At 59.8% G+C, this 22,376-nt stretch carries 23 protein-coding genes and 4 pseudogenes; 13 read left to right on the forward strand and 14 right to left on the reverse strand.

Annotated features, from left to right (window positions below; genetic code table 11):
• Positions 1 to 52 precede the first annotated feature (52 nt).
• From C8N42_RS07525 to C8N42_RS07535, 4 genes are all read left to right on the forward strand, one after another.
• Complete coding sequence (locus C8N42_RS07525) at positions 53 to 1,462, forward strand: S8 family serine peptidase (RefSeq protein WP_107815948.1); 1,410 nt, start codon at positions 53 to 55, stop codon at positions 1,460 to 1,462.
• Between the two features lie 75 nt (positions 1,463 to 1,537).
• Positions 1,538 to 2,374: an alpha/beta fold hydrolase gene (locus C8N42_RS07530; protein ID WP_107815949.1), complete on the forward strand. Its 837-nt coding sequence runs from the start codon at positions 1,538 to 1,540 to the stop codon at positions 2,372 to 2,374.
• Positions 2,375 to 2,425: 51 nt separating this feature from the next.
• Positions 2,426 to 3,478, forward strand: coding sequence for a P-loop NTPase family protein (locus C8N42_RS21600; protein WP_170109245.1), 1,053 nt, complete (start codon positions 2,426 to 2,428; stop codon positions 3,476 to 3,478).
• Positions 3,479 to 3,483: 5 nt separating this feature from the next.
• Complete coding sequence (locus C8N42_RS07535; protein ID WP_170109246.1) at positions 3,484 to 5,061, forward strand: ABC transporter transmembrane domain-containing protein; 1,578 nt, start codon at positions 3,484 to 3,486, stop codon at positions 5,059 to 5,061.
• A 25-nt stretch (positions 5,062 to 5,086) separates the two neighbouring features.
• Here C8N42_RS07535 and C8N42_RS07540 read toward each other — a convergent pair.
• The 9 genes and pseudogenes from C8N42_RS07540 to C8N42_RS07585 all read right to left on the reverse strand — a co-directional run.
• Positions 5,087 to 5,263 (reverse strand): annotated as a pseudogene (locus C8N42_RS07540) (transposase); the annotation flags it as partial.
• Between the two features lie 264 nt (positions 5,264 to 5,527).
• Positions 5,528 to 5,944 (reverse strand): annotated as a pseudogene (locus C8N42_RS22160) (transposase); the annotation flags it as partial.
• Positions 5,945 to 6,099: 155 nt separating this feature from the next.
• A complete protein-coding gene (locus C8N42_RS07550) occupies positions 6,100 to 6,465 on the reverse strand; it encodes a VOC family protein (protein WP_107815951.1) in 366 nt (121 codons plus the stop codon).
• 652 nt (positions 6,466 to 7,117) lie between these two features.
• The gene (nqrF, locus tag C8N42_RS07560) at positions 7,118 to 8,341 is read right to left on the reverse strand and encodes an NADH:ubiquinone reductase (Na(+)-transporting) subunit F (RefSeq protein WP_107815953.1); all 1,224 of its coding nucleotides are present in this window, start codon (positions 8,339 to 8,341) and stop codon (positions 7,118 to 7,120) included.
• Between the two features lie 15 nt (positions 8,342 to 8,356).
• Positions 8,357 to 8,965, reverse strand: coding sequence for an NADH:ubiquinone reductase (Na(+)-transporting) subunit E (gene nqrE / locus C8N42_RS07565; protein WP_107815954.1), 609 nt, complete (start codon positions 8,963 to 8,965; stop codon positions 8,357 to 8,359).
• The gene (locus C8N42_RS07570) at positions 8,965 to 9,618 is read right to left on the reverse strand and encodes an NADH:ubiquinone reductase (Na(+)-transporting) subunit D (RefSeq protein WP_107815955.1); all 654 of its coding nucleotides are present in this window, start codon (positions 9,616 to 9,618) and stop codon (positions 8,965 to 8,967) included. Before C8N42_RS07570 ends, nqrE begins: the two co-directional genes overlap by 1 nt.
• Positions 9,618 to 10,430 carry a Na(+)-translocating NADH-quinone reductase subunit C gene (locus C8N42_RS07575; RefSeq protein ID WP_107815956.1) on the reverse strand — a complete coding sequence of 271 codons (813 nt, stop codon included), beginning with the start codon at positions 10,428 to 10,430 and terminating at the stop codon, positions 9,618 to 9,620. The genes C8N42_RS07570 and C8N42_RS07575 overlap by 1 nt, the downstream gene beginning before the upstream one ends.
• A complete protein-coding gene (locus C8N42_RS07580) occupies positions 10,423 to 11,622 on the reverse strand; it encodes an NADH:ubiquinone reductase (Na(+)-transporting) subunit B (RefSeq protein ID WP_107815957.1) in 1,200 nt (399 codons plus the stop codon). Before C8N42_RS07580 ends, C8N42_RS07575 begins: the two co-directional genes overlap by 8 nt.
• Before the next feature lie 4 nt (positions 11,623 to 11,626).
• A complete protein-coding gene (locus tag C8N42_RS07585; RefSeq protein ID WP_107815958.1) occupies positions 11,627 to 12,970 on the reverse strand; it encodes a Na(+)-translocating NADH-quinone reductase subunit A in 1,344 nt (447 codons plus the stop codon).
• A 170-nt stretch (positions 12,971 to 13,140) separates the two neighbouring features.
• Between C8N42_RS07585 and C8N42_RS07590 the strand changes: the two genes are divergently transcribed.
• The gene (locus tag C8N42_RS07590; protein WP_107815959.1) at positions 13,141 to 14,172 is read left to right on the forward strand and encodes an FAD:protein FMN transferase; all 1,032 of its coding nucleotides are present in this window, start codon (positions 13,141 to 13,143) and stop codon (positions 14,170 to 14,172) included.
• Between the two features lie 29 nt (positions 14,173 to 14,201).
• Positions 14,202 to 14,441 (forward strand): (Na+)-NQR maturation NqrM, encoded by a 240-nt coding sequence (gene nqrM / locus C8N42_RS07595; RefSeq protein WP_107815960.1) that lies wholly within the window; start codon positions 14,202 to 14,204, stop codon positions 14,439 to 14,441.
• A gap of 19 nt (positions 14,442 to 14,460) precedes the next feature.
• Here the strand turns inward: nqrM and C8N42_RS07600 are convergent, their stop codons facing one another.
• Positions 14,461 to 14,658, reverse strand: coding sequence for a hypothetical protein (locus C8N42_RS07600; protein WP_107815961.1), 198 nt, complete (start codon positions 14,656 to 14,658; stop codon positions 14,461 to 14,463).
• Positions 14,659 to 14,736: 78 nt separating this feature from the next.
• Here C8N42_RS07600 and C8N42_RS07605 point away from each other — a divergent pair, with 78 nt between their 5' ends.
• The gene (locus tag C8N42_RS07605; protein ID WP_107815962.1) at positions 14,737 to 15,258 is read left to right on the forward strand and encodes a CBS domain-containing protein; all 522 of its coding nucleotides are present in this window, start codon (positions 14,737 to 14,739) and stop codon (positions 15,256 to 15,258) included.
• Positions 15,259 to 15,527: 269 nt separating this feature from the next.
• Here C8N42_RS07605 and C8N42_RS22125 read toward each other — a convergent pair.
• A pseudogene (locus C8N42_RS22125) lies at positions 15,528 to 16,134 on the reverse strand (type IV secretory system conjugative DNA transfer family protein); the annotation flags it as partial.
• 371 nt (positions 16,135 to 16,505) lie between these two features.
• On the opposite strand from C8N42_RS22125, the gene C8N42_RS07625 reads away from it, so the two are divergent.
• From C8N42_RS07625 to C8N42_RS21880, 6 genes and pseudogenes are all read left to right on the forward strand, one after another.
• Positions 16,506 to 16,829: a type II toxin-antitoxin system HigB family toxin gene (locus C8N42_RS07625; RefSeq protein ID WP_107815964.1), complete on the forward strand. Its 324-nt coding sequence runs from the start codon at positions 16,506 to 16,508 to the stop codon at positions 16,827 to 16,829.
• Positions 16,819 to 17,199 carry a helix-turn-helix domain-containing protein gene (locus C8N42_RS07630; protein WP_107815965.1) on the forward strand — a complete coding sequence of 127 codons (381 nt, stop codon included), beginning with the start codon at positions 16,819 to 16,821 and terminating at the stop codon, positions 17,197 to 17,199. Before C8N42_RS07625 ends, C8N42_RS07630 begins: the two co-directional genes overlap by 11 nt.
• Positions 17,200 to 17,210: 11 nt before the next feature.
• A pseudogene (locus C8N42_RS21865) lies at positions 17,211 to 17,633 on the forward strand (recombinase family protein); the annotation flags it as partial.
• Positions 17,634 to 17,652: 19 nt separating this feature from the next.
• Positions 17,653 to 18,003 (forward strand): recombinase family protein, encoded by a 351-nt coding sequence (locus tag C8N42_RS21870; protein WP_245889998.1) that lies wholly within the window; start codon positions 17,653 to 17,655, stop codon positions 18,001 to 18,003.
• On the forward strand, positions 18,004 to 18,510 hold the full coding sequence (locus C8N42_RS21875) for a recombinase zinc ribbon domain-containing protein (protein ID WP_245889993.1): 507 nt from the start codon (positions 18,004 to 18,006) through the stop codon (positions 18,508 to 18,510).
• 8 nt (positions 18,511 to 18,518) lie between these two features.
• Entirely contained in the window at positions 18,519 to 18,698 is a 180-nt protein-coding gene (locus C8N42_RS21880; protein WP_245889994.1) for a hypothetical protein, read from the forward strand.
• 437 nt (positions 18,699 to 19,135) lie between these two features.
• Here C8N42_RS21880 and C8N42_RS07645 read toward each other — a convergent pair whose 3' ends face one another.
• From C8N42_RS07645 to C8N42_RS07655, 3 genes are read right to left on the reverse strand one after another with little or no spacing between them, the layout of a single operon-like run.
• Positions 19,136 to 19,348, reverse strand: coding sequence for a KTSC domain-containing protein (locus C8N42_RS07645; RefSeq protein ID WP_107815966.1), 213 nt, complete (start codon positions 19,346 to 19,348; stop codon positions 19,136 to 19,138).
• Positions 19,349 to 19,356: 8 nt separating this feature from the next.
• Positions 19,357 to 21,192, reverse strand: a complete 1,836-nt coding sequence (locus C8N42_RS07650) for an ATP-binding protein (protein WP_107815967.1) — start codon at positions 21,190 to 21,192, stop codon at positions 19,357 to 19,359.
• Positions 21,189 to 22,373, reverse strand: a complete 1,185-nt coding sequence (locus tag C8N42_RS07655) for an SIR2 family protein (protein ID WP_107815968.1) — start codon at positions 22,371 to 22,373, stop codon at positions 21,189 to 21,191. The genes C8N42_RS07650 and C8N42_RS07655 overlap by 4 nt, the downstream gene beginning before the upstream one ends.
• Between the last annotated feature and the right edge of the window lie 3 nt (positions 22,374 to 22,376).

Below are 22,376 nucleotides of genomic sequence, written 5' to 3' on the forward strand. Positions count from 1 at the left end.
CAACCGTAAGCATCGCAACCTGTTTTGCAATACAACAATGGGAATTCTCAGGATGTTAAAAAAAATTCTGCTTGCTCACTTGCTTGCCTCTGTCGTGTTGTTCTGCGTTGCCGAAGCGCCATGGCCCGGGCTGGCCACGCCCGCATGGGCCGATGACGATGACGACGACGGTAGTAACGATAATGGTGGCGACAATGATGATGATGATGATGACAGCCGTAAGCCAAGCGCGTCACACAGCGGTGGTAGCAAGGAGGGGCTTTCCCGCCTGTTTCGGCGCGCCCCTGCGCAACCGCAACAGGTGCCTCGCGCGGCGTCGCGCTCCGCCCCAGTGCCACCGCCGCCGGAGCAGGCTGCGGCAGAGATCGTCACCAACGGGCTTTCGTCCGCAGACCTGACCACGCTTGAAAGCGAGGGCTATCAGTCGCTCGAAGTCCGGCAGTTGGCGCGCCTCGGTACGGAGGTCCGCCGTCTCTCGATACCACCGGGGGTCTCTCTGACCGACGCGCGCATGCGGGTGGGGGCGTTGTCCTCGGTATCGACTGTCGATTTCAATCACTATTACCGCACCGAGCAGGGCTTTGCACCGGATTGCCAAGGCGGCGACTGTCCCGCGCGGCTCAGCATCGGTTGGCCGTTGCCGCCATCGCGAAGCGGATGCGGCAGCGGTGTAGCCATCGGCATGATCGACACTGGCATCAACGATGCGCATGAAACCTTCGCGGGCGCCGCTCTCGAATTGCACCGGCTCTCGGACGACGGCCTGACGCCCTCCAGGAACCTGCACGGCACCGCTATTGCTGCGCTTCTGATCGGCGATCCGGCAACGCGTTCTCCCGGGCTTGTGCCCGGCGCCTCGCTGGTCGCCGTGGATTCCTTTCACCGGGAGGGCCGCGACGAGCGCGCCGATGTCTTTACTCTGACCGACGCGCTCTCCTTTCTCGCCGAGCGTGACGTGCGGGTGATCAACCTCAGCCTCGCTGGGCCCGAAAACGCGGTTTTGGAAGAGATCACCGCGCGGCTCGTCGCAGAGAACGACATCCTGATCCTTGCTGCGGCGGGAAATGACGGGCCACGCGCCGGGCCACGCTACCCGGCCGCCTTCGATCATGTCATGGCCGTCACCGCCATCGACCGCGACCGACGCGTCTACCGGCGCGCAGTCCAAGGGCCGCATATCGACCTCGCGGCGCCGGGGGTGAATGTTTGGACCGCTGCCTCTGTCAGCGGTGCACGCTGGAAGACCGGCACATCCTTTGCCGTTCCCTTCGCCACAGCGGCGGCGGCGATGCTGCGCGAAACCCATCCGGAGAGCAGCGCCATAGAGATTGCGGAAGCGCTGCGCGCAGGCGCCACAGATCTGGGGGAACCGGGGCGCGACGAGGTGTATGGCCACGGACTGGTTCCGGTCATCGAAAGCTGTGGCAGTCCACTGAAGAACCAAGACGAACCGATGCAGTAAATTTTTTTGCCTGCGGCGGGAATAGGACGGCGGGTCGGGCGTAATCCTCGCAGATACCAACGCAAGGAGCCCTCAATGCCCAGTTCCTCCGCTTCGATTTTCCAGATCGGACAGACCTCCAGCTTCACCTGCACCAGCCCAGCCGGGCGGCTTTCCGCCCGGATCATCGTGCCGGCCCAGACCAGCGGTGAGGCACCGCTTCTGGTACTGCACGGAATTTCCCGCAACGCCCGGGAACTGACCGAGCTCTTCCGTCCCGAAGCCGAGCGGACAGGTCGGATGATCATTGTACCGCATTTCAGCGAACGCGATTGGCCGGTGTTTCAGCGCCCCACCCGAAAAGCGCGCCCGGATCAGGCGCTGCTCGCGCTGCTGACGGCTTTCGAAGCCGCCTTTCCTGACCAGGCCGGCCCGGTCAGCCTGTTCGGCCATTCGGGCGGCGCACAACTGGCGCACCGCTTCGCGATGCTGTTCCCGCAGCGTGCCGCCGATCTGCACCTTGCTGCGGCGGGCTGGTACTGCCTGCCAAACGAGACCATGGCCTATCCCTATGGGCTGGCCGATAGCGCTTCCCCGCGCGATCTGTTCTGGGCGCGCCGCCATGGCGCCGGGCTGCGCCGCTTCCTCGACCGTCCCATTCACATCTATGTCGGCAGCCGCGACACCGCCCGTGACGAGACGCTGCGCCAGACGCCGGAGCTAGACCGCCTTCAGGGCCACACTCGTCTGGCGCGCGCGCGTACCTATGTTCAGGCGCTGCGCATGGCCGCCGCCGCAGAGGGCTGTCCTCCCCGGATCGCGCTGCGCGAACTTCCGGGCTGCGCACATGATGTCGCTTGGGCCATCCGGCGCGCCGGGCTTGCCCGGATGGTGACCACGCCCGCGCAAACCGGTCTTTCCAGCGCTGCCTGAACTTCTTCCCGCTCACAAACATTTTTCCGATCCTTTGAAAGGAGACCTCTCATGACCACCGCCCTGACCTCCCAACTCGATAGCGCGAAATGGAGCTTTTCGACCCGCCGCGTCGATCGCACTCAAATCTGCGACCTCGATACACGCTTTGCCGAGGCTCGCGCTGGCGATCTGATCCTCGCGCAGGTCGATCAGATCGGCCAGCACCGGCGCATCCAGTTGCCCTCCGGACGACCGTCGGATCTGTTTCCCGGTGATCTCGTGGTGCTGGCCTGCGGCGCGCGCTATGCGCCCGACCAGTTCGAAGGAATCGCCGAGATCGCGCCTGACGGGGCTGACATGCTGGCGGGCGGTGGTTGCATCGGCCGCATGACTGCCCGCAACGAGCGCATCAAACCCGCCACGCGGCTGCTGCCCAAGGGGCGCCTCCTGGGCCAGAACGGCGTGCCGGTAAATCTGTCGCAATTCGCGCTGCCCGACCCTGCACGTCCCTCCGAAATCCCGGTGATCGCGGTTCTGGGCACCGCGATGAACTCCGGCAAGACCCTGGCCACCGCACAACTTGCGCTGGGGCTGCGCCGGGCCGGCTGGAAAACCGCTGCGATCAAGGCGACCGGCACCGGTGCGTTCGGAGACTACAACGAATACAGCGATACCGGCGCGCATTATGTCGGCGACTTCACCGATGCAGGCATGGTGACCACCTATCTCGAAGAACTGCCCCGCATCCGGAATGGTATCGACCGGCTGCTGGGCGAGGCGCAGCGTCGGGACTGCGAGATTGCCGTGATGGAAGTGGCCGACGGGCTGTTCCAGCGCGAAACTGCGCAGCTCATCGCCGATCCATGGTTTCAGAGCCGGATTTCGGGCCTGGTCTTCGCCTGCGGCGATGCGGTGGCCGCCGCCGGCGGCGTGGCCGAACTGGCGCGACTGGGGTTGGCCCCCGACCTGCTGACAGGCATGTTGAGTTGTTCGCCGATGGCCAGCCGCGAGGCGGAAACGGCAACCGGCATCCCGGTGCTGCGCAAATCCGATCTGTCGGACCCGGCCGAGGCCAACGGCTTTGCGCTGCAGGCTGGCGCGGACTGGTCGCGCGCCGCATGAAGCAGATGCCCCGCCTTCTCGCCCCCGGGCGGCGCACGCCGCTTGCCCGGGTGACGCTGCTGACGCTGGTGCAGGGGCTGGGCGCCGCCGCCGCGGCCTTTGCCACGCGCGCGCTGTTCGAGGCGCTGCATGCCGGGGCGCCCGATCTGCCGCTGTTTCCGATGGTGGTACTTGGCCTGTCCGGTTTGGTCGTCGCCACGTCTCGGATCGCGGCACGGGTGCAGAGCGAGCGTCTGGCCCAGAGCTATGTGCTCGACCTGCGCGCCGCGCTTTTCGAACATGCGGCGGGCATGGCGGCTTGCGATGTGGCGGCGCGGCGCAGCGGATATATGAGCCTGCGTTTCGTTGGCGACATGACCGCGTTTCGCAACTGGGCAGGGCGGGGTGTGCCGCGCCTTGTCGCGGGCGGGATCCTGATCCCCGCGACATTGGCGGTGCTGGGCCTGCTCTCGCCCGCGCTGCTGCTAGCGGTGCTGCCGCCACTCGGTATCGGGCTGGTGCTGATCCTCGCTGGCGGCCTGCGTCTCGCGCCACTGCACCGACGCCTGCGCGCCCGGCGCGGGCGCATCGCCGCCGAGATGGCCGAACGCATGACCCTTGCCCCCGATCTCGACCGGCTGGGGCGCCGGAACAAGGAGCTGCACCGGCTGCACCGGCAGTCGGGACGGATGATCGAGACCGCGCTTGCCCGGCTGCGGCTGGCCGAGACGCTGACAGCCATTCCCGAGATGATGGCCGGGCTGACTGCGGTGCTGATCCTGCTGATCGGTGCCCGCGAGGGGCTTGGCACCGGGACCATTGCCGCCGCGCTTTCGGCTCTGGGCCTGCTGCTTGCGCCGATGCGTGACCTTGCGACGGTCTGGAACCTGCATGCCGGGTGGCGCGCGGCGCAGGAGAAATGCGCCGCCGCGCTGGCGCGGCGTCAGCGCCCGCCCTATGGCACGCGCGGGCTGCCTAAAGGCCCGGTTTCGCTGCGGATTGAGGCGCTGGAATTGCCAGGCCACCCCAAGTTTTCCTGCACACTGGCTGCTGGCGAGGCAGTCCGGATTGCACTTGGTGAACGCGCCGAAACCGCACTCTTCAACATCCTCCTGGGACGCGATCCAAAACCCGCCGGGCAGATTCAGCTGTCGGGCATCCCGCTCGACGAACTGAGTCGTGGCGCACTGCGGCGCAACCTCTGCCGGATCGGTCCCGATGTGCCGATGCTGCAAGGCTCGCTGCGCCGCGCGCTCATCTTCGGGACCGGCATCTCGATCGACGATGCGGTCCTGCGCGACAGGATCCGGCACCTGCGGCTGGACGAGGTGCTGTGCCCCGATGGCGATCTCGACCGCAGGATCACGGAAGGCGGCCGGACATTGTCGCTGTCAGAACGCACGGCTGTCAGCCTGGTTCGCGCATCCTTGTGTCACCCGCGTATTTTGTTAATTGGTCAAGACTTCGCTGCCGCGCGACCGGAAGTTACGAATGCCGTGCAGCGCTGGATCGATGGGACAACAACTACCGTTATCTGGGGCGAGTTGCTGGAGGTTCCGATAACCACAGCAACGCATTCGACATCTCTCCAAGCGAATTCATAGAGTAGGTTGCACATCGACTGAACGACTACCGGCAGGCGCCGGTAGGATCAGAGATGTGGTTTTCGAGGTACTGAAGTACAATGTCTTCGGGAATGGCGCCGTTGGTGTTTGAAAAATACCCCCGTCCCCAAAACCGACAGCCCCAATAGCGCTTGTGGATATGCCGGAACTCCCGTTGCACCCGGTAAGACGAACGGCCTTCACAGCTGGCACATTTCGGGCCTTTGTGCTTAGGTCTTTAATTATTAATGACCGGTATAAACTACGAACTACGCTACGACCAAGGTGACCATGCGCGTCCAGCTGCAACGCCCCGTGTCCGCATAGATTTGATTCTGTTGAAAAACTCTTTGGTCCTGATGCGTCTTGGCAAGCTATCGCTTTGATTTTTGGATGTCGGGTTCCTCCTGCCGTTTCATCCCATTGAGGGAACCATCGGCCTGAGCTTGGCCAGCTTCCGGAGGTTTTAGGCGATTGCTGCGAGGGTGAACTCGTCTTGAACGCCGCATGGGCCGCGCAATCGGAGTCGTCCAAGGCCGAGAATGCGTTTGAGGTGGGCAAAGAACATCTCAACCTTCTTCCTTCGCGCCTGAGCCTTGGGATTGAACTCTGAGGCCGTGCATTGCCGAGCGAAGTCTCTGACGATCTCGTATTTCTCGCGATGAACCGCGCGGGCCTCGGAGTTGGGACAGCATTTTTCCTTCAACTCGCAGCCTGTGCAATCAGACTTCAGCGCCCGATACTTGCGAGCCTTCCAACTCGGTGCATTCCGGGCGGGGTCGGAATAGGTTCGCCAGATCTACCGCATTTCCTTGCCGCCCGGACAGATGTAGCGGTCGTTCTCATCATCCCATGTGAAGTCGGATCGTGAGAACGTTCCGTCGGGGCACATGGCCTTCCAGCGAGAACTCATAGAACAGCGCCGCCTGCGCTTCCTGCTTCGGTCCCATCATGGCTCATTCTCCCGCTCGTTGAGAGAATTGAATCAGCAGTCCATGCACCAATCAAGGAAGAGTTTTTCAACAAAATCAGCCCAAACTATCGCTGTGCAAAAGCTCTGCTGGACACCTGAATTGAGTTTCCCGAAGGGTCTTTTGCATTGGCAAAAACATAGCCATCAGCCTGATGGACTTTGCTGAACTTCAATCCCGCACGATTGGCAGAGTCGCAAAAGAGCGCGACATCTTCGACATCGAAAACGAGCTTTACGAGGGCTTGTCCTTCCTTTTGCTTGGCCGATGCGAAATGTAACAGTATCGCACTACCACCGGCTCGTGGCCGCAACTCGACGATGCGGTCGCCTTCGGAACGTAAACATGAAAACCCGAAGTGCTTGGCGTAGAACTCCGCCATTTGCTCTATCTTCTTAGTGTAGATCACTATTCGCCCGAGTTTTACGTCCATTTATGAAGCCCTTGAATAGTCGCGCTTAAGAATGATTAATACAGAATGCTGCTCTGCGGCAGCTTCGTCCGCATTTCTGCCATTCGTGCTACGCGACAAAGACAAATAGGATGAGACGGTGCGGTGGCCGTGTGTCGAAGGGAGAGCTTAGCCCGAGCGGAGGCATACGGCCGCCGCTTCGCCCGTTTTGGGGTCTATGATCGCGGGCGCCCCGTTACGCTGGTGGTTTGCAGGAATGGAGAACCACCTTTGTGCCGGGACGCCATGTAACCGATCAACAGACGAGACTTTTCATGAAGCTGGGACAAGATTACCCTATCGAAATCGCTGCGGCGAAGGCCGGGATGAGCCGCGTGGCCGGACGCTGGTCGAGAGCGCATGGACGTATCGCTACCCCGCGTGTGTCGGGAAGAAAGTCTACTCTGCCACGAAGCATATGCCCGAGGAGGTCAGGGAGACCGCATGGAAGGCACAAGCGAGCTTGACCAAGCGACACCGCGCGAATTGTGCGCAGCAAACGTAGCCCGGTGGCCATCACCCCGGTGGCGCGGCAACGACAATCGCTAGATAACTGTATCAGGGCAAGCGACTTCCCAGACTGTGCGAAAAATTTGCAACAGAACCATGCTTTCGCATCCCCTCCGAAAATCGTTCAGCCCCCGAAGTCATCGAGCATAATGTCCTCGCGGTCCACGCCGAGATTCAACAGCATGTTGATCACGGATTGGTTCATGATGGGGGGGCCACACATGTAATATTCGCAATCTTCAGGTGCCGGGTGGTTCTTGAGGTATTCCTCGAAGAGCACATTGTGGATGAAGCCGGTATAGCCGCCCCAATCGTCCTCCGGCAGGGCGTCAGAGAGCGCCACGTGCCAAGTGAAGTTCGGGAACTCTTTCGCCAGTTCGTCGAAATCCTCAACGAAGAACATTTCGCGCTTGGAACGCGCGCCATACCAGAAGGTGATCTTGCGATCACGATTCTCTAGGCGCTTGAGCTGATCGAAGATATGCGAGCGCATCGGCGCCATCCCGGCCCCGCCCCCGATGAAGACCATTTCCTTTTGGGTGTCACGGGCAAAGAATTCGCCGAACGGACCGGAAATCGTGACCTTGTCGCCGGGTTTGAGGTTGAAGATGTAGGACGACATCTGCCCCGGCGGAATGCCTTCGGAGCGCGGCGGCGGCGAGGCCACACGGACGTTGAGCATGATCATGCCCTTCTCGTCCGGGTAGTTCGCCATCGAATAGGCCCGCTCAATCGGCTCATCCACAATCGACTCGTATTGCCAGAGATTAAACTTGTCCCAGTCTTCGCGATATTCTTCCTCGATATCGAAATCCTTGTAGGACAGTTTGTGCGCGGGCGCTTCGATCTGGATATAGCCACCGGCGCGAAAATTCACGTCTTCACCTTCGGGCAGGTCCAGAACCAGCGCCTTGATAAAGGTCGCCACGTTGTGGTTCGAGCGCACGGTGCACTCCCACTTTTTGACGCCGAAGACCTCTTCGGGCACTTCGATCTCCATATCCTGTTTCACGGCCACCTGACAGGACAGGCGGTCGCCACAGGCGGCCTCACGTTTGGTGATATGGCTTTCCTCGGTCGGCAGGATCGACCCGCCACCCGACAGCACCCGCACCCGGCATTGCGCACAGGTGCCGCCACCACCACAGGCCGACGGCACGAACAGTTTTTGCCCAGCAAGCGTCTGCAGGAGTTTACCGCCAGCAGGCACAGAAATCGTCTTTTCACCGTTGATGGTGATATTGACGTTACCGGAACTCACAAGTTTCGAGCGCGCCGCCAGAATGACCGCCACAAGCGCGATCACGATCAGGGTAAAGAGCACAACGCCCAGACTGAATGTCATCATGATCCTGACCCTCCCTTACAGTTTCACGCCGGAGAAGGACATGAAAGCCATCGCCATCAGACCCGCAGTGATGAAGGTGATGCCCAGCCCCTGAAGCCCGTCCGGGATGTCGGAATATTTCAGCTTTTCGCGCACACCGGCCATTGCCGTGATCGCCAGCGCCCAGCCAAAGCCCGAAGACAGACCGTAAGTGGCGGATTCGGCGAAGTTGTAGCCCCGCTCCACCATGAACAAAGAGCCCCCCATGATGGCGCAGTTCACCGTGATCAGCGGCAGATACACGCCAAGCGCGTTGTAAAGCGGCGGGAAATACTTATCGAGCACCATCTCCAGGATCTGCACCAAAGCGGCGATCACGCCGATGTAGGAAATCAGACCCAGAAAGGTCAGATCGACATCCGGGAACCCGGCCCAGGCCAGCGCGCCGGGCGCGAGCAGTTTGGTCAGGATCAGGTTGTTCGCCGGCACTGTCAGCGCCTGAACCACCATCACAGAGATGCCCAAGCCCATCGCAGTCGAAATTTTCTTCGACACGGCGAGGAAGGTACACATACCGAGAAAGAACGACAGCGCGAGGTTTTCGATAAAGACGGCCTTGACCGCCAGTGAAACGAGACCTTCCATCAGTGGCCCTCCACTGTCTGGATTTTATATTCACGCTCTTCGACCTGTTCCGGCTTCCACGTGCGCACGGCCCAGATGATCAGACCGATCACGAAAAACGCCGATGGCGGCAGCAACAGAAGACCATTGGGCACATACCAGCCGCCGTTGTTCACGGTTTCAAGGATGGTGACCCCCCAAAGAGAGCCGGAGCCAAACAGCTCGCGGATCACCGAGACGACCATGAGCAAAAGCCCATAGCCAAGCCCGTTGCCGACCCCGTCGATGAAACTCGCAATCGGCGGGTTCTTCATCGCAAAGGCTTCGGCGCGGCCCATCACGATACAGTTGGTGATGATCAGCCCGACGAAAACCGACAGCGTCTTGGAAATCTCATAGGCGTAGGCCTTGAGCACCTGATCCACGAGGATCACGAGAGAAGCAATCACGACCATCTGCACGATGATGCGGATCGAGCTTGGGATCTGGTTACGCAACATCGAAATGAACATCGACGAAAAGCCCGTCACCAAAGTCACAGCCAGCGACATGACGAAAGCCACCTGCATCGAAGACGTCACAGCAAGCGCGGAACAGATGCCCAGAACCTGCAAGGTGATCGGATTGTTATCGACCAGCGGGTCGATCAGTTGCGAACGATATGTCTGTGCCATCAGTTCACCTCTCCTGCTTGCAGATGCTCAAGGAAGCTGCCGTAGCCCGCTTGCCCCATCCAAAACCGCACAAGGTTGTCCACCCCGCGCGAGGTCAGCGTCGCACCGGCCAGCGCGTCCACATAGTAATCCGTGCCTTCGGGCGGCGGTGTTTTCGCCACCGTGATCGCCAGATCGCCATCCTCGTCAAAAAGCTTTTTGCCGTTCCACAGCGCTTTCCAGCGCGGGTTGTCTACCTCGGCCCCAAGACCCGGCGTTTCTCCGTGCTGGTAGAATTGCAGACCGTAAATATCGTTGCCATTCTCTTCGAGCGCGATAAAGCCGTAGAGCGTGGACCAAAGCCCGTAGCCTTCGATCGGCATCACCACCTTGTCGAGTGCCCCGCTGTCGTCGCGCAGCAGGTAGACCAGACGGTAAGCCTGCATCTGACCGCCGAGCCCGGCCGGGTCTTCGTCAATCGGACGCATGATCGACGGATCTTTCGCATCGGCCAGCGCATCGAATTCGGAGGTCTCGAACGCGTCGGTGAATTCACCCGTGGAGAGATCGAGCACATGCGGCTCGAAGGCCTCAAACGCCTCGTTCACCGGCACGGTGTCGTCGTAAACGCCCGCGACCTGCAAAATGTTGATCCGCTTGTCGCGCAGCTTGTTCTCGTCCTGGATCGGACGCAGCGCCACCGCAGCGGCGGACACGACCATCGAGGCCACGAGACAGAGTGCCACGGCGACAACCACCGTCTTGCCCACACTGTCCGGCGGCGCGTCGAGGAAACGACGGATCAGGCCTTTGTTTTCATTCGCTTCAGACATTGCGCTTGGCCCTCCGTTTGATGTTGGCCTGCACAACGAAATAGTCGATCAGCGGCGCGAAGACGTTGCCGAACAGGATGGCGAGCATCATACCTTCGGGGAAGGCCGGATTCACGACGCGGATCATCACGACCATAAAACCGATGAGCGCCCCGTAGATGTAACGCCCCATGTTGGTATGCGCACCGGACACAGGTTCGGTCACCATGAAAGCGAGACCAAAGGCGAAACCGCCAGTCACCAGATGCCAGTACCATGGCATGGCGAACATCGGGTTGGTGTCGGAACCGATAAAGTTCAGAAGACCGGAGAAGGCCATCATCCCGGCCATACAGCCGATGATCAGACGATAGTTGGCGATCTTGGTCAGCAGAAGGAAGGCAAGGCCGATCATACAGGCGATGGTCGAGGTTTCGCCAAGCGATCCTTGGATCGTGCCGACGAACGCGTCCATCCAGCTGATGCCATGGGCTGCGAATGCACCGACGCCTTCTGAGGCGCCAATAGCCAGAGCAGTAGCCCCGGAGAAACCATCGACAGGCGTCCAGATCGAGTCGCCCGACATGTAAGCCGGATATGCAAAATACAGGAACGCCCGCCCGACCAGCGCCGGGTTAAGGAAGTTCTTACCGGTACCGCCGAAAACTTCTTTGCCGATCACGACACCGAAGATGATGCCCAAAGCCACCATCCACAAGGGCGTCGAAGCCGGCATGATCAGCGTGTAAAGCATGGAGGTCACAAGGAAACCCTCGTTCACCTCATGGCCACGCACGACCGCGAAAATCACTTCAAAAATCCCGCCCGCGACCAGCGTCACGATGTAGATCGGCAGGAAATACAACAACCCGTGCAGCATATTCGCAAGGATGTTGTTCGGATTGAAGCCGATGCCCAGCGCCTCGATGACACCCGCACGCCAGCCCGAGGGACCGTATTCGGCAATCGCCATATTGGTCTGAAGACCGGTGTTATAAAGCGCAAACAGGATCGTCGGGATCGTGGCGATGACCACATAGGTCATGATGCGCTTCATATCGACATAAGTTCGCGCGTGGGGCGCGACAGTGGTGACCGTTTTCGGCGTATAGATGAAACTTTCCACCATCTCGTAGATGGCAAAATATTTCTCATACTTGCCGCCTTTTTCGAAATACGGCTCGATCCGGTCGAAGAAATTGCGAAGACCCAAAGCCTTACCCCTCCTTCTCGATCTTGGTGAGGCTGTCGCGAAGCGCGAGGCCGTATTCATATTTCGCCGGGCAAGCAAAGCCGCAGAGCGCAACGTCTTCCTCATCCAGTTCAAGGGCGCCCAGCGCCTGTGCTTGGTCCGTGTCCATCACGAGCAGCGCGCGCAAAAGCTGCGTCGGCAGGAAATCCTGCGGCATCAACGCCTCAAAGGTGCCCAGCGGCACCATGGCCCGACGCCCACCGTTCAGGTTCGACGTCAGAGCATAAAACTTTTTGGAGAACGCAGAGCCCAGCATTGGCTGGCACGCATATTTTGACGGCATCGGGCGAATCCAGCCCATCGGTATTTGTTTGCGATCCTCTTCGATGAGGGTGATCTGACGCGCATAACGGCCAAGATATCCCGTCTGCCCCGCCCCCGCGCGCCCGCTCAGGATAGACCCGGAAATCACACGGATAGGCGTGTCAGATTTCAAATCCTCGGCGCAGAGATCCTCCATAGAGGCCCCCATGACGGTGCGCACAAGGCGCGGGTTCGAACACATCGGACCGGTGAGCGCAATGATGCGGCTGGCGTCGAGCTTGCCGGTCAGCATCAGTTTCCCGATGGCGATCACGTCATGATAGCTGATCGTCCAGACAGTTTTCAACGCCGTCGGCGGCTCCAGAAAATGCATATGCGTGCCAGCCAAACCAGCCGGGTGCGGACCGGAAAAGCCAACCGCCGTGATGCCCGCAAGATCGCTTCCTGGAATATCCGCGCCGATCTCCTGACAGAGATAAGTCTTGCCCTCAGTGAGCACAGCAACCGCAGCCAGACCGCGCGCAAAAGCCTCAGCGTCCTGTTGGATGATCAGCGCGGCGTCAGCCGAAAGCGGCTCGCTGTCCATCGCGGTCACATAGATCGCGGCAGGTATCGTGTCAGGCGCAGGCACTTTAGAGTAGGGCCGGGTGCGGAACGAGGTCCAAAGCCCGGAGGCGCAGAGTTTCTGCGTCACACCCTCGACCGTGCTGTCATCACCAATTTGTGAAAAGTCGACCGGCTCGGTCGCCGTCGGGTCCACCTCGATTTCGACAGAGACAAGGACACGACGCGCGCCGCGATTGATTGCCTTGATTCTTCCGGACACAGGGGACGTCACCTGAACCTCCGGCGTATCCTTATGCGCCAGAACCGGTGCACCAGCGGCAATCACATCCCCTTCTTCCACCGCCAAACGCGGTTTCAGACCGAGATAATCCTGCCCAAGCACGGCGACGGTCCGGACCGCTGCTGCCTCGTCGATCCTGGCGTCAGGCGCGCCAAGCACCGGAACGTCGAGACCCTTCTTCAACACATGTTGCTGCACGTCTTTTAAGCCCTGTCCATTTTCCGGCTACCTTATGCGATAATGAGCCAAGGTATGGAAGGCTTCCAGGCACAGTTCTTTTACTTTAGTGTTGAACCCAATGCTATTCTGCCGCAGAAGCATGCAGAACACCGCAAGATTGAAATATCGCAGCTTAGTGGAGCAGCCTCGTGTCCGACTCTTTCCTCCTTTCTCGCCGTAGCTTCATGGTCATGCCGATCTGCCTGGCCGCCTGCAAGAAAGGGTGGTCCGTTCTGGAACTCACCGGCCTCACGATGGGCACCAGCTATTCCATCGTCGCCGTCGATCACACCAAGGATGTGAAAAAAGCCGAGCTGCAAAAAGCTGTCGATCTGGCACTGGCCGAGGTCAACACCCAGATGTCGAACTGGGACGCCTCTTCGGAAATTTCCCGCTTCAATGCCGCCGCTGCCGGCGACACGTTGACCGTCTCCCCCGCGCTTGAACATGTGATGCTGGCCGCTAGTCATGTGCACGATGCCACCGAGGGCCGTTTTGACGTCACCGTCGGTGCGCTGATTGACCTTTGGGGCTTTGGTGCAAAGGGCACCCGCATGGATGCGCCGAGCGATGCGCAGATCGCGGACGCCATGGCGCGCAGCGGCCAGTCCCGCTCGCTGAAAGTCGAAAACGGCACCCTCACCAAGATGAACGACGGCGCAGAGGTGTACCTCTCCGCCATCGGCAAAGGATTCGGCGTCGATCAGGTCGCGCGCGCACTCAAGAGCTTTGGCATCACCGATTACATGGTCGAGATCGGGGGCGATCTTTACACTGCAGGCCGCAACCCGGAAGGCAAAGCCTGGCAGATCGGCATTGAGACGCCCGAAGCCTTTGATCGCGGCGTGGCGCAGGTTGTCGGCGTTTCCGACATGGGCATGGCCACCTCTGGCGATTATCGCAACTTTTTCGAAGCGGGTGGCCAGCGCTATTCCCACATCATCGACGCCACTACCGGCCGCCCGGTCACCCACAACACCGCCTCCGTCACCGTGATGACCGAGAACGCGATGCTGGCGGATGCCTGGGCCACCGCGCTTTTGGTGCTGGGTCGCGAACGTGGTCTTGAAATCGCAAATCAACGTGATCTCGCGGTTCTGTTCATTGACCATGTCGTGAAAGACGGCGAGCATGGTCGCGTGAGCTATGCCTCGGACAAGTTCACCGCGCTGACCGCGTGATCTGACGAATATTTAACAGGGGTCGATCCATGTCGACGTTCATTCTCGCCTTCGGGCTTCTTTTAATTGTGATGGCTGGTATGGCGCTTGGCGTCATGTTCAGCGGGCGCACGATCAAGGGAAGCTGTGGCGGGTTGAATGCGGTCGAAGGCGCGGATCATTGTCTGGTCTGCAAGAAAGAGATCGACCCGAACAGCCCGCTGCGCGAACGCCTTGCCTGTCCGCGCGCCCGGAAGATGCTCGATGAGATGGAAGAGGACGCCGCCTGAGGCGTCTTTTTTTCGGCCCCTAGCCCTTGACCGGCACCAGCCCCAAAACCAGCAAAATCACCGCCGCGATCAGCCCGAAAATCCAAAGCTGAACCCGCGGCCCTTCGGCTTTCCAGACAGAACGATAGCGATAGCCCGCGAGACAGGCGATCACGAACAATGTCGTGGCCATCAAAGGTGAAAGCGTCAGCGGCGATCCGGTCAGGTTTTCAATCAAGACGGGTCTCCCGGTCGGAAAAAGTTTACTTGAGCGCGAATTCCTCTACCCTGAAAGACAGTTCAGGGAGAAATTCACATGCCAGCTTCTTATACCCCAAAGACCCGAGGCGCCATGGCAGACCAGCAGAGCCATAGCCAAACCGTCGAAACCAACATGTCCGCAGCGCAGGCGACCGTCGGCGATGTTTTGGCGATAAAAGGCGGCGACATCAACGCCATTCAACCTCAAGACACTGTGCAACATGCTGTTGAGATCATGAGCGAAAATCGCATCGGTGTCGTTCTGGTCAAAGATGCCCAAGGTGCGCTTTGCGGCATCCTGTCCGAACGCGACATCGTGCGGCAATTGGCACAGACACCGGGTCAAACCCTGCCCAAAACCGTTGAAGCGCTGATGACCACGGATATCAAGACGACCACGGCAGACGAGACCCTCGTCACCGTCTTGCGGCGCATGACCGATGGGCGTTTCCGCCATTTGCCTGTGATGGAGGGCGATGCCCTCATCGGACTGATTTCCATCGGCGACGTGGTAAATTATCGCCTTACCGCGCTGGAATATGAGGCGCTTCAACTCAAACAGCTCATTGTTGGTTAACCTGCGGGACCCGGGAGGCTAACGAACCGATTTTGCACCGCCCTTGTCAGTCATGATTGCGATGATCGTGATCCATGACAGCGATCACGTCCGGCAGGCCACGAACTGGTGCTATACGATCAGCGCGCAGCTTTGGTTCCGGTTAATGGGTCTTAAGCTAGTCGGGAAATTTCCAATGTGTCAAGTAGACTTTACACCTTATCAACTTAGCTCGCCATGGCATAAGGATGCGCTTCGCTTCGAGCCGTTAGATGCGAAGCCACATGCCCTCATTCCCGTTCGCTACCTGCCACCCCCGTCCACACATCCTCCGACACCTCCTGCCGCAACTTCGGCCCCTGCGCCAAGCGACGACCGAGAGCTACGATAAATGCCTCGTATCGCTCCCCTGCTTTTGACCGCGCTGCCTTGGCCGCGAGTTCCGGCAGAGCCGGTGTTGTTGCGAGCCAGACCTGACGCGCGATACCACGCATCTGCTACATGATGCGGCATGCGGCGATTGCGAATGGCGCCGTCTTCCTCATCCTCCGGTCCAGTCTCGGATACTCGACCCGGCTCTTCGTCCTGCGCTGGGACTGCCAGACGGCTCCAGTCATCCTCCCCCGAGGCGCCCACGTCCACCAAATCGGGTGGCGGCAAGACCCGCTCAGTAAACCGCGCATCTTCGCAATACCGAGCCTTCGTCGCCCGGATCGGTGGTGTGCCGGCCACCATGACGATCTCGTCGGATGGCGGCAGCTGCATGATTTCTCCGGGGGTGAGCAACGCCCGAGCGGTTTCCGACCGGGACACCATGAAATGGCTGAGCCAGGGTGCCAGACGGTGCCCGGCATAGTTTTTCATCGCCTTCATCTCGGTGGCGGTGCCGAGGGCATCCTATTGACCGCAAGGCCTGCCTTACGCTCTTCCCGACAAAGGCATTCCGCGTTTCCATAATGCTGCCCTTTCCCGGGCGCGGGGCTTTGAAAACGATGGCAGCCAAGCGGAGCAGGACCAATATCGAGATAAGACCCTCGACCGGTCCGGAAGCGGATCGGAGTGATCCCGCGTGTAAGGACGCTAGCCTGAAAGCCCTTGCCAGTCTGATCGGCCGCCAGATTGCCCGAGAGCAAAGAAGCGCAGGAACAGAAAGCAAGCCGGGGCAAGGGGCACTCTTCGACTTGACCAACAGCCCCTACGGCTCCTACCGTCGGAGCCTTGGCACATTTCAGTTGATACCATTATGGTATCGTGATGCAGAGGTTTGAATGAGGATCATCGCCCGCCGCACGCTGCGGCAATTCATCGACAGCCTCGCGGAGCAAAAGGAGCAGTCGGCGGTCAAGGCCGCACTTGATGCCTGGTTCGACGAAATCAGCAAGGCGGAGTGGGCGAGTTCCGCGGATGTGAAGAGACACTATGCGACGGCCAGCATCGTCACGGCCGAGCGGTTCGTCTTCAACATCGAGGGCAACGACTACCGCCTCGTGGTGGCGGTCGATTTCGAGAAGAGCATCGTCTGGATTAAGTGGATCGGCACTCACAAGGCCTACGACAAGATCGACGTGACGGAAGTGAAGCATGGTGACTGAACTCAAACCCATCCGCACCGAGGTGGACTACAACGCGGCGCTTGAGGAAGTCGAACGCCTCTGGGGGGCGAAGAGCGGAACGCCCGAGGGCGACCGGCTCGACGTGCTGGCAACGCTGATCGATGTCTATGAAGCGAAGCACCACCCGATGGACCCGCCCGACCCGGTCGAGGCGATCAAGTTCCGCATGGAGCAGCAGGGGTTGAGCCGCAAGGACCTGGAGCCGATCATCGGGCCGCATGGTCGGGTCTCGGACATCCTCAACCGCAAGCGCAGGCTGTCGATCGACATGATCCGGCAATTGCACGAACAACTCGGCATCTCAGCGGACGTACTGATCCGACCGAGCCGCTTCGACAAGGTGGTATAAGGAATCCGGTCATGACCTGCGTCGCTCTCTACGCTCGCTATTCCTCGGACAAGCAGCGTGAGGCGTCGATCGAGGACCAGTTCCGGATTTGCCGGGAACAGGCGAGGCGGGAGAAGTGGAAGATCGTCGGCACCTACAAAGATGCCGGTATCTCCGGCGCCAGCATGATCCTGCGACCGGGCATCCAGTCCCTGCTGCAAGATGCTCAGGCCGGGAAATTCGACATCGTGCTGGCCGAAGCGCTGGACCGCATTTCGCGCGACCAGGCCGATGTGGCCACCTTCTACAAGCATCTGAAGTTCGCCGGCGTGCCCATCGTCACCCTTTCCGAAGGGGAAGTCAGTGAGCTTCATGTAAGCCTCAAGGGCACGATGAACGCGCTGTTCCTCAAAGACCTCGCTGCCAAAACGCATCGCGGCATTCGTGGCCGCGTTGAAAAAGGCAAATCCGGCGGTGGGCTCTGCTGGATATACGGTCGTCAAGCAACTCGACGCACGCGGCAATCCGGTCCGCGGAGACCACGAGAGCAACGAGGCCGAAGCGAATGTTGTCCGCCGCATCTTCCGGGAGTTCGCATCGGGGATCGGGCCGCGCACGATTGCCCGCACCCTGAACGAGGAAGGAATTCCGGGGCCCAACGGGAAGCAATGGGGAGATACCACGATCCGCGGTCACGTGAAGCGCGGAACGGGCCTCATCAACAACGAGCTCTATATCGGTCGCCGGATCTGGAACCGACTGCGCTATATCAAGGATCCGTCCACCGGAAAGCGCGTCTCCCGCCTGACCCCGGAGAGTGAATGATTGATCCGTGAGGTACCCGAGCTGCGGATTGTCGATGACCCACTCTGGCAAGCAGTGCGCGAGCGACAAGCCGTGATCGCCGACAAATACGCAAATGTCACCGAGGCGGTCCGCAAGCACCACAAGAAGAACAAGCTCAATGGCAAACGTCGGCCTCAGTCTCTTCTGTCCGGCCTGGTCTATTGCGGGTGCTGTGGCGTGACCTACTCTCTACGTGGCGCGGGCCGCTTCGCCTGCTCGAACCGCATCAGCAAAGGCACCTGCTCCAACAGTCGCACCATCCGGCAGGAAGAGTTGGAGGACCGTGTGCTCTCAGGGCTCATGGATCGCATGATGGCACCGGAGATCGCGGCCGAGGCGATGCGTGCCTATGCGGAAGAGACCAACCGCTTGAACCGCGAGCGGCGTTCAAATGGCGATACCTGGCAGGCGGAACTGGCGAAAGTCGAAAAGCAGATCGCTCAGATCGTCGAGGCCATTGCCGACGGCATGTACCACCTTCGATGAAAGAGAAGATGACCACACTCGAAGCTCGCAAGGCCGAGCTGACTTCGCTTCTCGCTGATGCATCGGATGACAAACCAGACCTCCTGCCCACGGCGGCGGCAATTTCAGTGTCGGCATATTCAGTCCTTATCATCTCTGCCTCGGATTCGGGCAGCTCAAATCTTTGGGCTATTGTGCATGGTGGATGATTGAGGGCAGGCGGCCTCGGGCAGCGACATCATGTTGCCCTTCCGCCACAGCCTTTTTGCGTTTCATTTGCTTCCACGGCGCTTCCATGAGCAAATGCGCAACGCAACACACCGCCCTGAGGCGGCTGGCAAGCATCTGTATTTGTGTGGTAATTTTTGGTTGCGGGGGCTGGATTTCATCATAACTTGCGCCCCGAGCAAGTAAAGATGGTTGCGGGAGGGCGCAACCATCTTAACTTGCGTTCCGGTGGCGGCAGACCTTTGCCTGTCGGCGCCGCATCAAACGCTGGAGTAGCGACTACCGAAGGGTGCGGCTTCCTTTCCGCCTTATTCCGAGCAGCAGCGTAGGAAACGAACGCACCTTTGCCAAGGTTGTGGTCGAAGCAGACAAGCCTCCCCATTGAGAGCCCACGATTCAGTTGCATGGATGTTAGAATTTACCCAACGCGCGAATACGGATAGGCGTTCTTAATATAGGTATTTAGAAACTGCCCTTTAGACGGGGCGGCCATGAGTTGCTCATACAGTCCGGCGGATACATTGAAATATTGGTATATCGAGCCATTTGTGAACTCGACCTCCAGTGTTTCACTGCCGGGATCATAGCCTATGGATGCAATATTGCTTGAGGCGACGGGGTCTCGAATCATAGGTCTTCCTACTGTTCATCTTCGTTGATGGGGGTCCGCGTAATCGCAATATCTCGCACAACGGCTGTGGTTCGTTGTGCTCGCCACGACGCCACCATGCGATCATAGCCTTCTGCCACGCGGCGGGTCCGCCAGGCTGCGCTGACTTCGGGATCTGAACTGCGGGGCAAGCGATCCGCGGGGGGAAGCGATACGCGGCAGCGCACGGGTAGTCGTGCGGCTTCACCAGAGATGATTGTCTCACCCGTCCGCAGCACTGGCAGAAGATCCATAAGGCCCGATAGATTATCGGGAAGTGCGCCCTTCACGCGCCCGCGATCCGCTGGGTTGGATAGCCGCAGCGCTATGAGCGTGCCGCACTGAGAGAGGATGGTCTCATCGATCTCAGACGGACGTTGAGAGACCAGCATGGCGCCAACCCCGTACTTGCGACCTTCCTTCGCGATGCGTTTCACAATGTCCGCGGCGACATTGCCGCTATCGGGGCTGACGTACCGGTGGGCTTCTTCCATCACCACAAGCAGAGGCCGCAGTACGCCTCCCTCGGTCTTCTCCCGGCTCCAATAGAGCGCTTCGTAGACAACACGGAGTATAGAGCCAATCAGCCGGACCAGGACGCTGCTAGGCACGCCGGAGAGGTCGAGGATTGTGATTGGACGGTCGTGGCCAAGCCAGCCGCCCAGTAGTGTATCAAGGTCCTGTGCCGTCTGTCCGGCGAGGTCGGGCTCCCAAGGACCGGGATGAAGGATAAAATCGTACCGTCGGTCCAGAAGACGAGAGCGCAGCAAATTGAGCGGTCGGCGGATGCCTTTGGCGGCCTGATTGAGGAATGGCCCAGCCGCACCCATCGCGTGCGGTGTATAACGAGGAGCAGTTAAGGTCGCTGGGTCGCCCGCAGCCTCGAGAGCAGGCTGGTCACGCTGCGGCCCGGTGAATGTGGCCGTCTCAAAGTCGATCAAATCATACCAGAGCTTCTTCAGTGAAAACGGGACAGGACTGTCAACCGTGAGGGATTGAGGGTCGAGACCCGGAAGCGCACCAGCGCCGAGCCGGTTTTCCTTCAACTCCTGGATCTTATCAGTAAATGCCATCAGATGATTGTCGCTGAGTTCGCCAGCGATAAAATCAAGTAGCTCTCCGGCCTCCAACGCCCAGTACGGAACGAACAGAGGCTCTTCGTCGGGAGACGGCGTAGCACTGAAGGTTTTGGCGAGATCTCCAAGTGCCGTAGAGTATTCCCCATGCACATCCAATAGAAGGATCCGCGCTCCGCTAGCGGCTACACTTTCGGAGGTGCTGACTACTGAACGAAGTATGCTCGCGACGGTGGTTGACTTACCTGATCCCGTCGAACCGACGATGGCACTGTGCCGAGTGACAAGCGCATCGAGTGACAAACGCACGATGATATTTTCGGCGCTCGAGAGCGTCCCAATTTCGACCTGATCTTCCTCTTCGCCGCCATATATGCGGCGAAGATCCTTCTGGGTGACTAAGTGGACCGCATCGTCGACATTGGGATGTTGACTGAGGCCACGCTCAAAGTACTCGCCGGTCGCCTCGCCTGCCAACTCCACGCGCATCCAGCGTCCGGTATCTTGGCCATCCATCTCTGCAACGGCGACGGGTTCAGGCGCAGCGGCGGCCCCAATCTCGGCGACGACACCGTAAAGATCCTGATACCCGAGAGGGATACGGACGAAACTGCCGACCTGGCCCACGCGGTAGGTATGGCCATCGATCATAGCCAGACCGGACGATAGAGACTCGGCCAGCCTTACCGTGATGGTGGAGCCTGAAACCGCGCTCACACGCCCGAGATAAGTCGGATCAGTCGCAGTCATGCCGACACCGCAGCCGGTTCGGTGGCATCGATCGGAACACCTGCGTCGGTAGGGCGAGCGAGGTCGGGCGAATAGGAGAGCGCACAGAAGCGGCAGAAGCTCGCAAAGTCGCCCAAGAGGAAGGCGTCGCCGCCGCCGCGCTTGCCCCAGAAGCTTGAACGAATTTCCCCCCAGTTCTTGGGCAAGTCACCCAAACGCCACTGACCAGGAATACCGCCGATTACAGCAGCATCGCTGGCGTAAACTGAAAGGTTCGGATGTTCGAAGGCAAGCTTCCGGGCAGGCTCCTCTTCCGCAAGAGTTTGGAATTGCAACGCGATGACTGCTGCGTTGGCATTCATGGCGAGCGCCTCGCCTAGCACCGCGCAGATGTGCGCATCACGGAACGAAAAGCCAGTGGTCAGAAGCACTGTGTCGGGCGTCAGCAGAAACCGCTTCAATCGCTCGAACAGCGCAGCATAAGGCTGCTTCTGAGTCAGATCGTACTTGAGGTGGTCGGGGTAGACGAGTTCGGTGGAATCCGTGCCGCCGCAGCGGACCACTGTCCCGCTGTCACTTTTCCAACCCAGTGAGCCATGAAGTTTCCAAACGCGCGACCAGCGCGGGGGCAGATCGTTGCCCGCCACCGTGACCGGATCAAAGAAAGGAGCATGCCCGCCTGAAAAACCATCGAAATACGGTGCTTTTGCGTGCTCGAATGCGGATTCTATTAGCAAGTCGTAGTTTGTGGTGAATATCTCGACCGGATGTGCTCGCTGTGTCCCGCTTACCCACGAGACTAGCTCGTGATATGGGGTTCGCCCTTCGGGTAGCTTCGCACCGACGATCTCGCCGATCGCGTCGCAGATCGCTGTTCCCAGCGCGGCATATCCGGGGCCGTCAAGGCCATGCATTGGCGTGTCGCCGAGCGCAGTCTGGAGGAGACGAATCTTGGACAATATCGTCTCGATGTTGCCGCCATCTGGCAGGGATGCACGGATTGCAGCCGCCGCGGCAGCTTCTGTTCCTGTCAACTTCAGCAATGCCTGGTCGGTCAAATCGTTTACGCCCGGGATCAACGCCTGACCATTTGGGTCAAGCTTGCCAGTCGCGTCCACTCGCACGGAGAGAGGACCGCCGGCACCGATTAGAACGCCAATACGCTTACGTCCCTGCGATAGGATCTGCCGAAGATCGGCCATAAA

This window comes from Celeribacter persicus (assembly GCF_003050785.1).
GTDB classification, from domain to species: domain Bacteria; phylum Pseudomonadota; class Alphaproteobacteria; order Rhodobacterales; family Rhodobacteraceae; genus Celeribacter; species Celeribacter persicus.

Excerpts from the sequence above, each read along its gene's own strand:
- C8N42_RS07525 (WP_107815948.1), top strand. The coding sequence starts at position 53 with ATGTTAAAAAAAATTCTGCTTGCTCACTTGCTTGCCTCTGTCGTGTTG.
- C8N42_RS07530 (WP_107815949.1), top strand. The coding sequence starts at position 1,538 with ATGCCCAGTTCCTCCGCTTCGATTTTCCAGATCGGACAGACCTCCAGC.
- C8N42_RS21600 (WP_170109245.1), top strand. The coding sequence starts at position 2,426 with ATGACCACCGCCCTGACCTCCCAACTCGATAGCGCGAAATGGAGCTTT.
- C8N42_RS07535 (WP_170109246.1), top strand. The coding sequence starts at position 3,484 with ATGCCCCGCCTTCTCGCCCCCGGGCGGCGCACGCCGCTTGCCCGGGTG.
- C8N42_RS07550 (WP_107815951.1), bottom strand. The coding sequence starts at position 6,465 with ATGGACGTAAAACTCGGGCGAATAGTGATCTACACTAAGAAGATAGAG.
- nqrF (WP_107815953.1), bottom strand. The coding sequence starts at position 8,341 with ATGATGACATTCAGTCTGGGCGTTGTGCTCTTTACCCTGATCGTGATC.
- nqrE (WP_107815954.1), bottom strand. The coding sequence starts at position 8,965 with ATGGAAGGTCTCGTTTCACTGGCGGTCAAGGCCGTCTTTATCGAAAAC.
- C8N42_RS07570 (WP_107815955.1), bottom strand. The coding sequence starts at position 9,618 with ATGGCACAGACATATCGTTCGCAACTGATCGACCCGCTGGTCGATAAC.
- C8N42_RS07575 (WP_107815956.1), bottom strand. The coding sequence starts at position 10,430 with ATGTCTGAAGCGAATGAAAACAAAGGCCTGATCCGTCGTTTCCTCGAC.
- nqrM (WP_107815960.1), top strand. The coding sequence starts at position 14,202 with ATGTCGACGTTCATTCTCGCCTTCGGGCTTCTTTTAATTGTGATGGCT.
- C8N42_RS07605 (WP_107815962.1), top strand. The coding sequence starts at position 14,737 with ATGCCAGCTTCTTATACCCCAAAGACCCGAGGCGCCATGGCAGACCAG.
- C8N42_RS07625 (WP_107815964.1), top strand. The coding sequence starts at position 16,506 with ATGAGGATCATCGCCCGCCGCACGCTGCGGCAATTCATCGACAGCCTC.
- C8N42_RS07630 (WP_107815965.1), top strand. The coding sequence starts at position 16,819 with ATGGTGACTGAACTCAAACCCATCCGCACCGAGGTGGACTACAACGCG.
- C8N42_RS21880 (WP_245889994.1), top strand. The coding sequence starts at position 18,519 with ATGACCACACTCGAAGCTCGCAAGGCCGAGCTGACTTCGCTTCTCGCT.
- C8N42_RS07645 (WP_107815966.1), bottom strand. The coding sequence starts at position 19,348 with ATGATTCGAGACCCCGTCGCCTCAAGCAATATTGCATCCATAGGCTAT.
- C8N42_RS07650 (WP_107815967.1), bottom strand. The coding sequence starts at position 21,192 with ATGACTGCGACTGATCCGACTTATCTCGGGCGTGTGAGCGCGGTTTCA.
- C8N42_RS07655 (WP_107815968.1), bottom strand. The coding sequence starts at position 22,373 with ATGGCCGATCTTCGGCAGATCCTATCGCAGGGACGTAAGCGTATTGGC.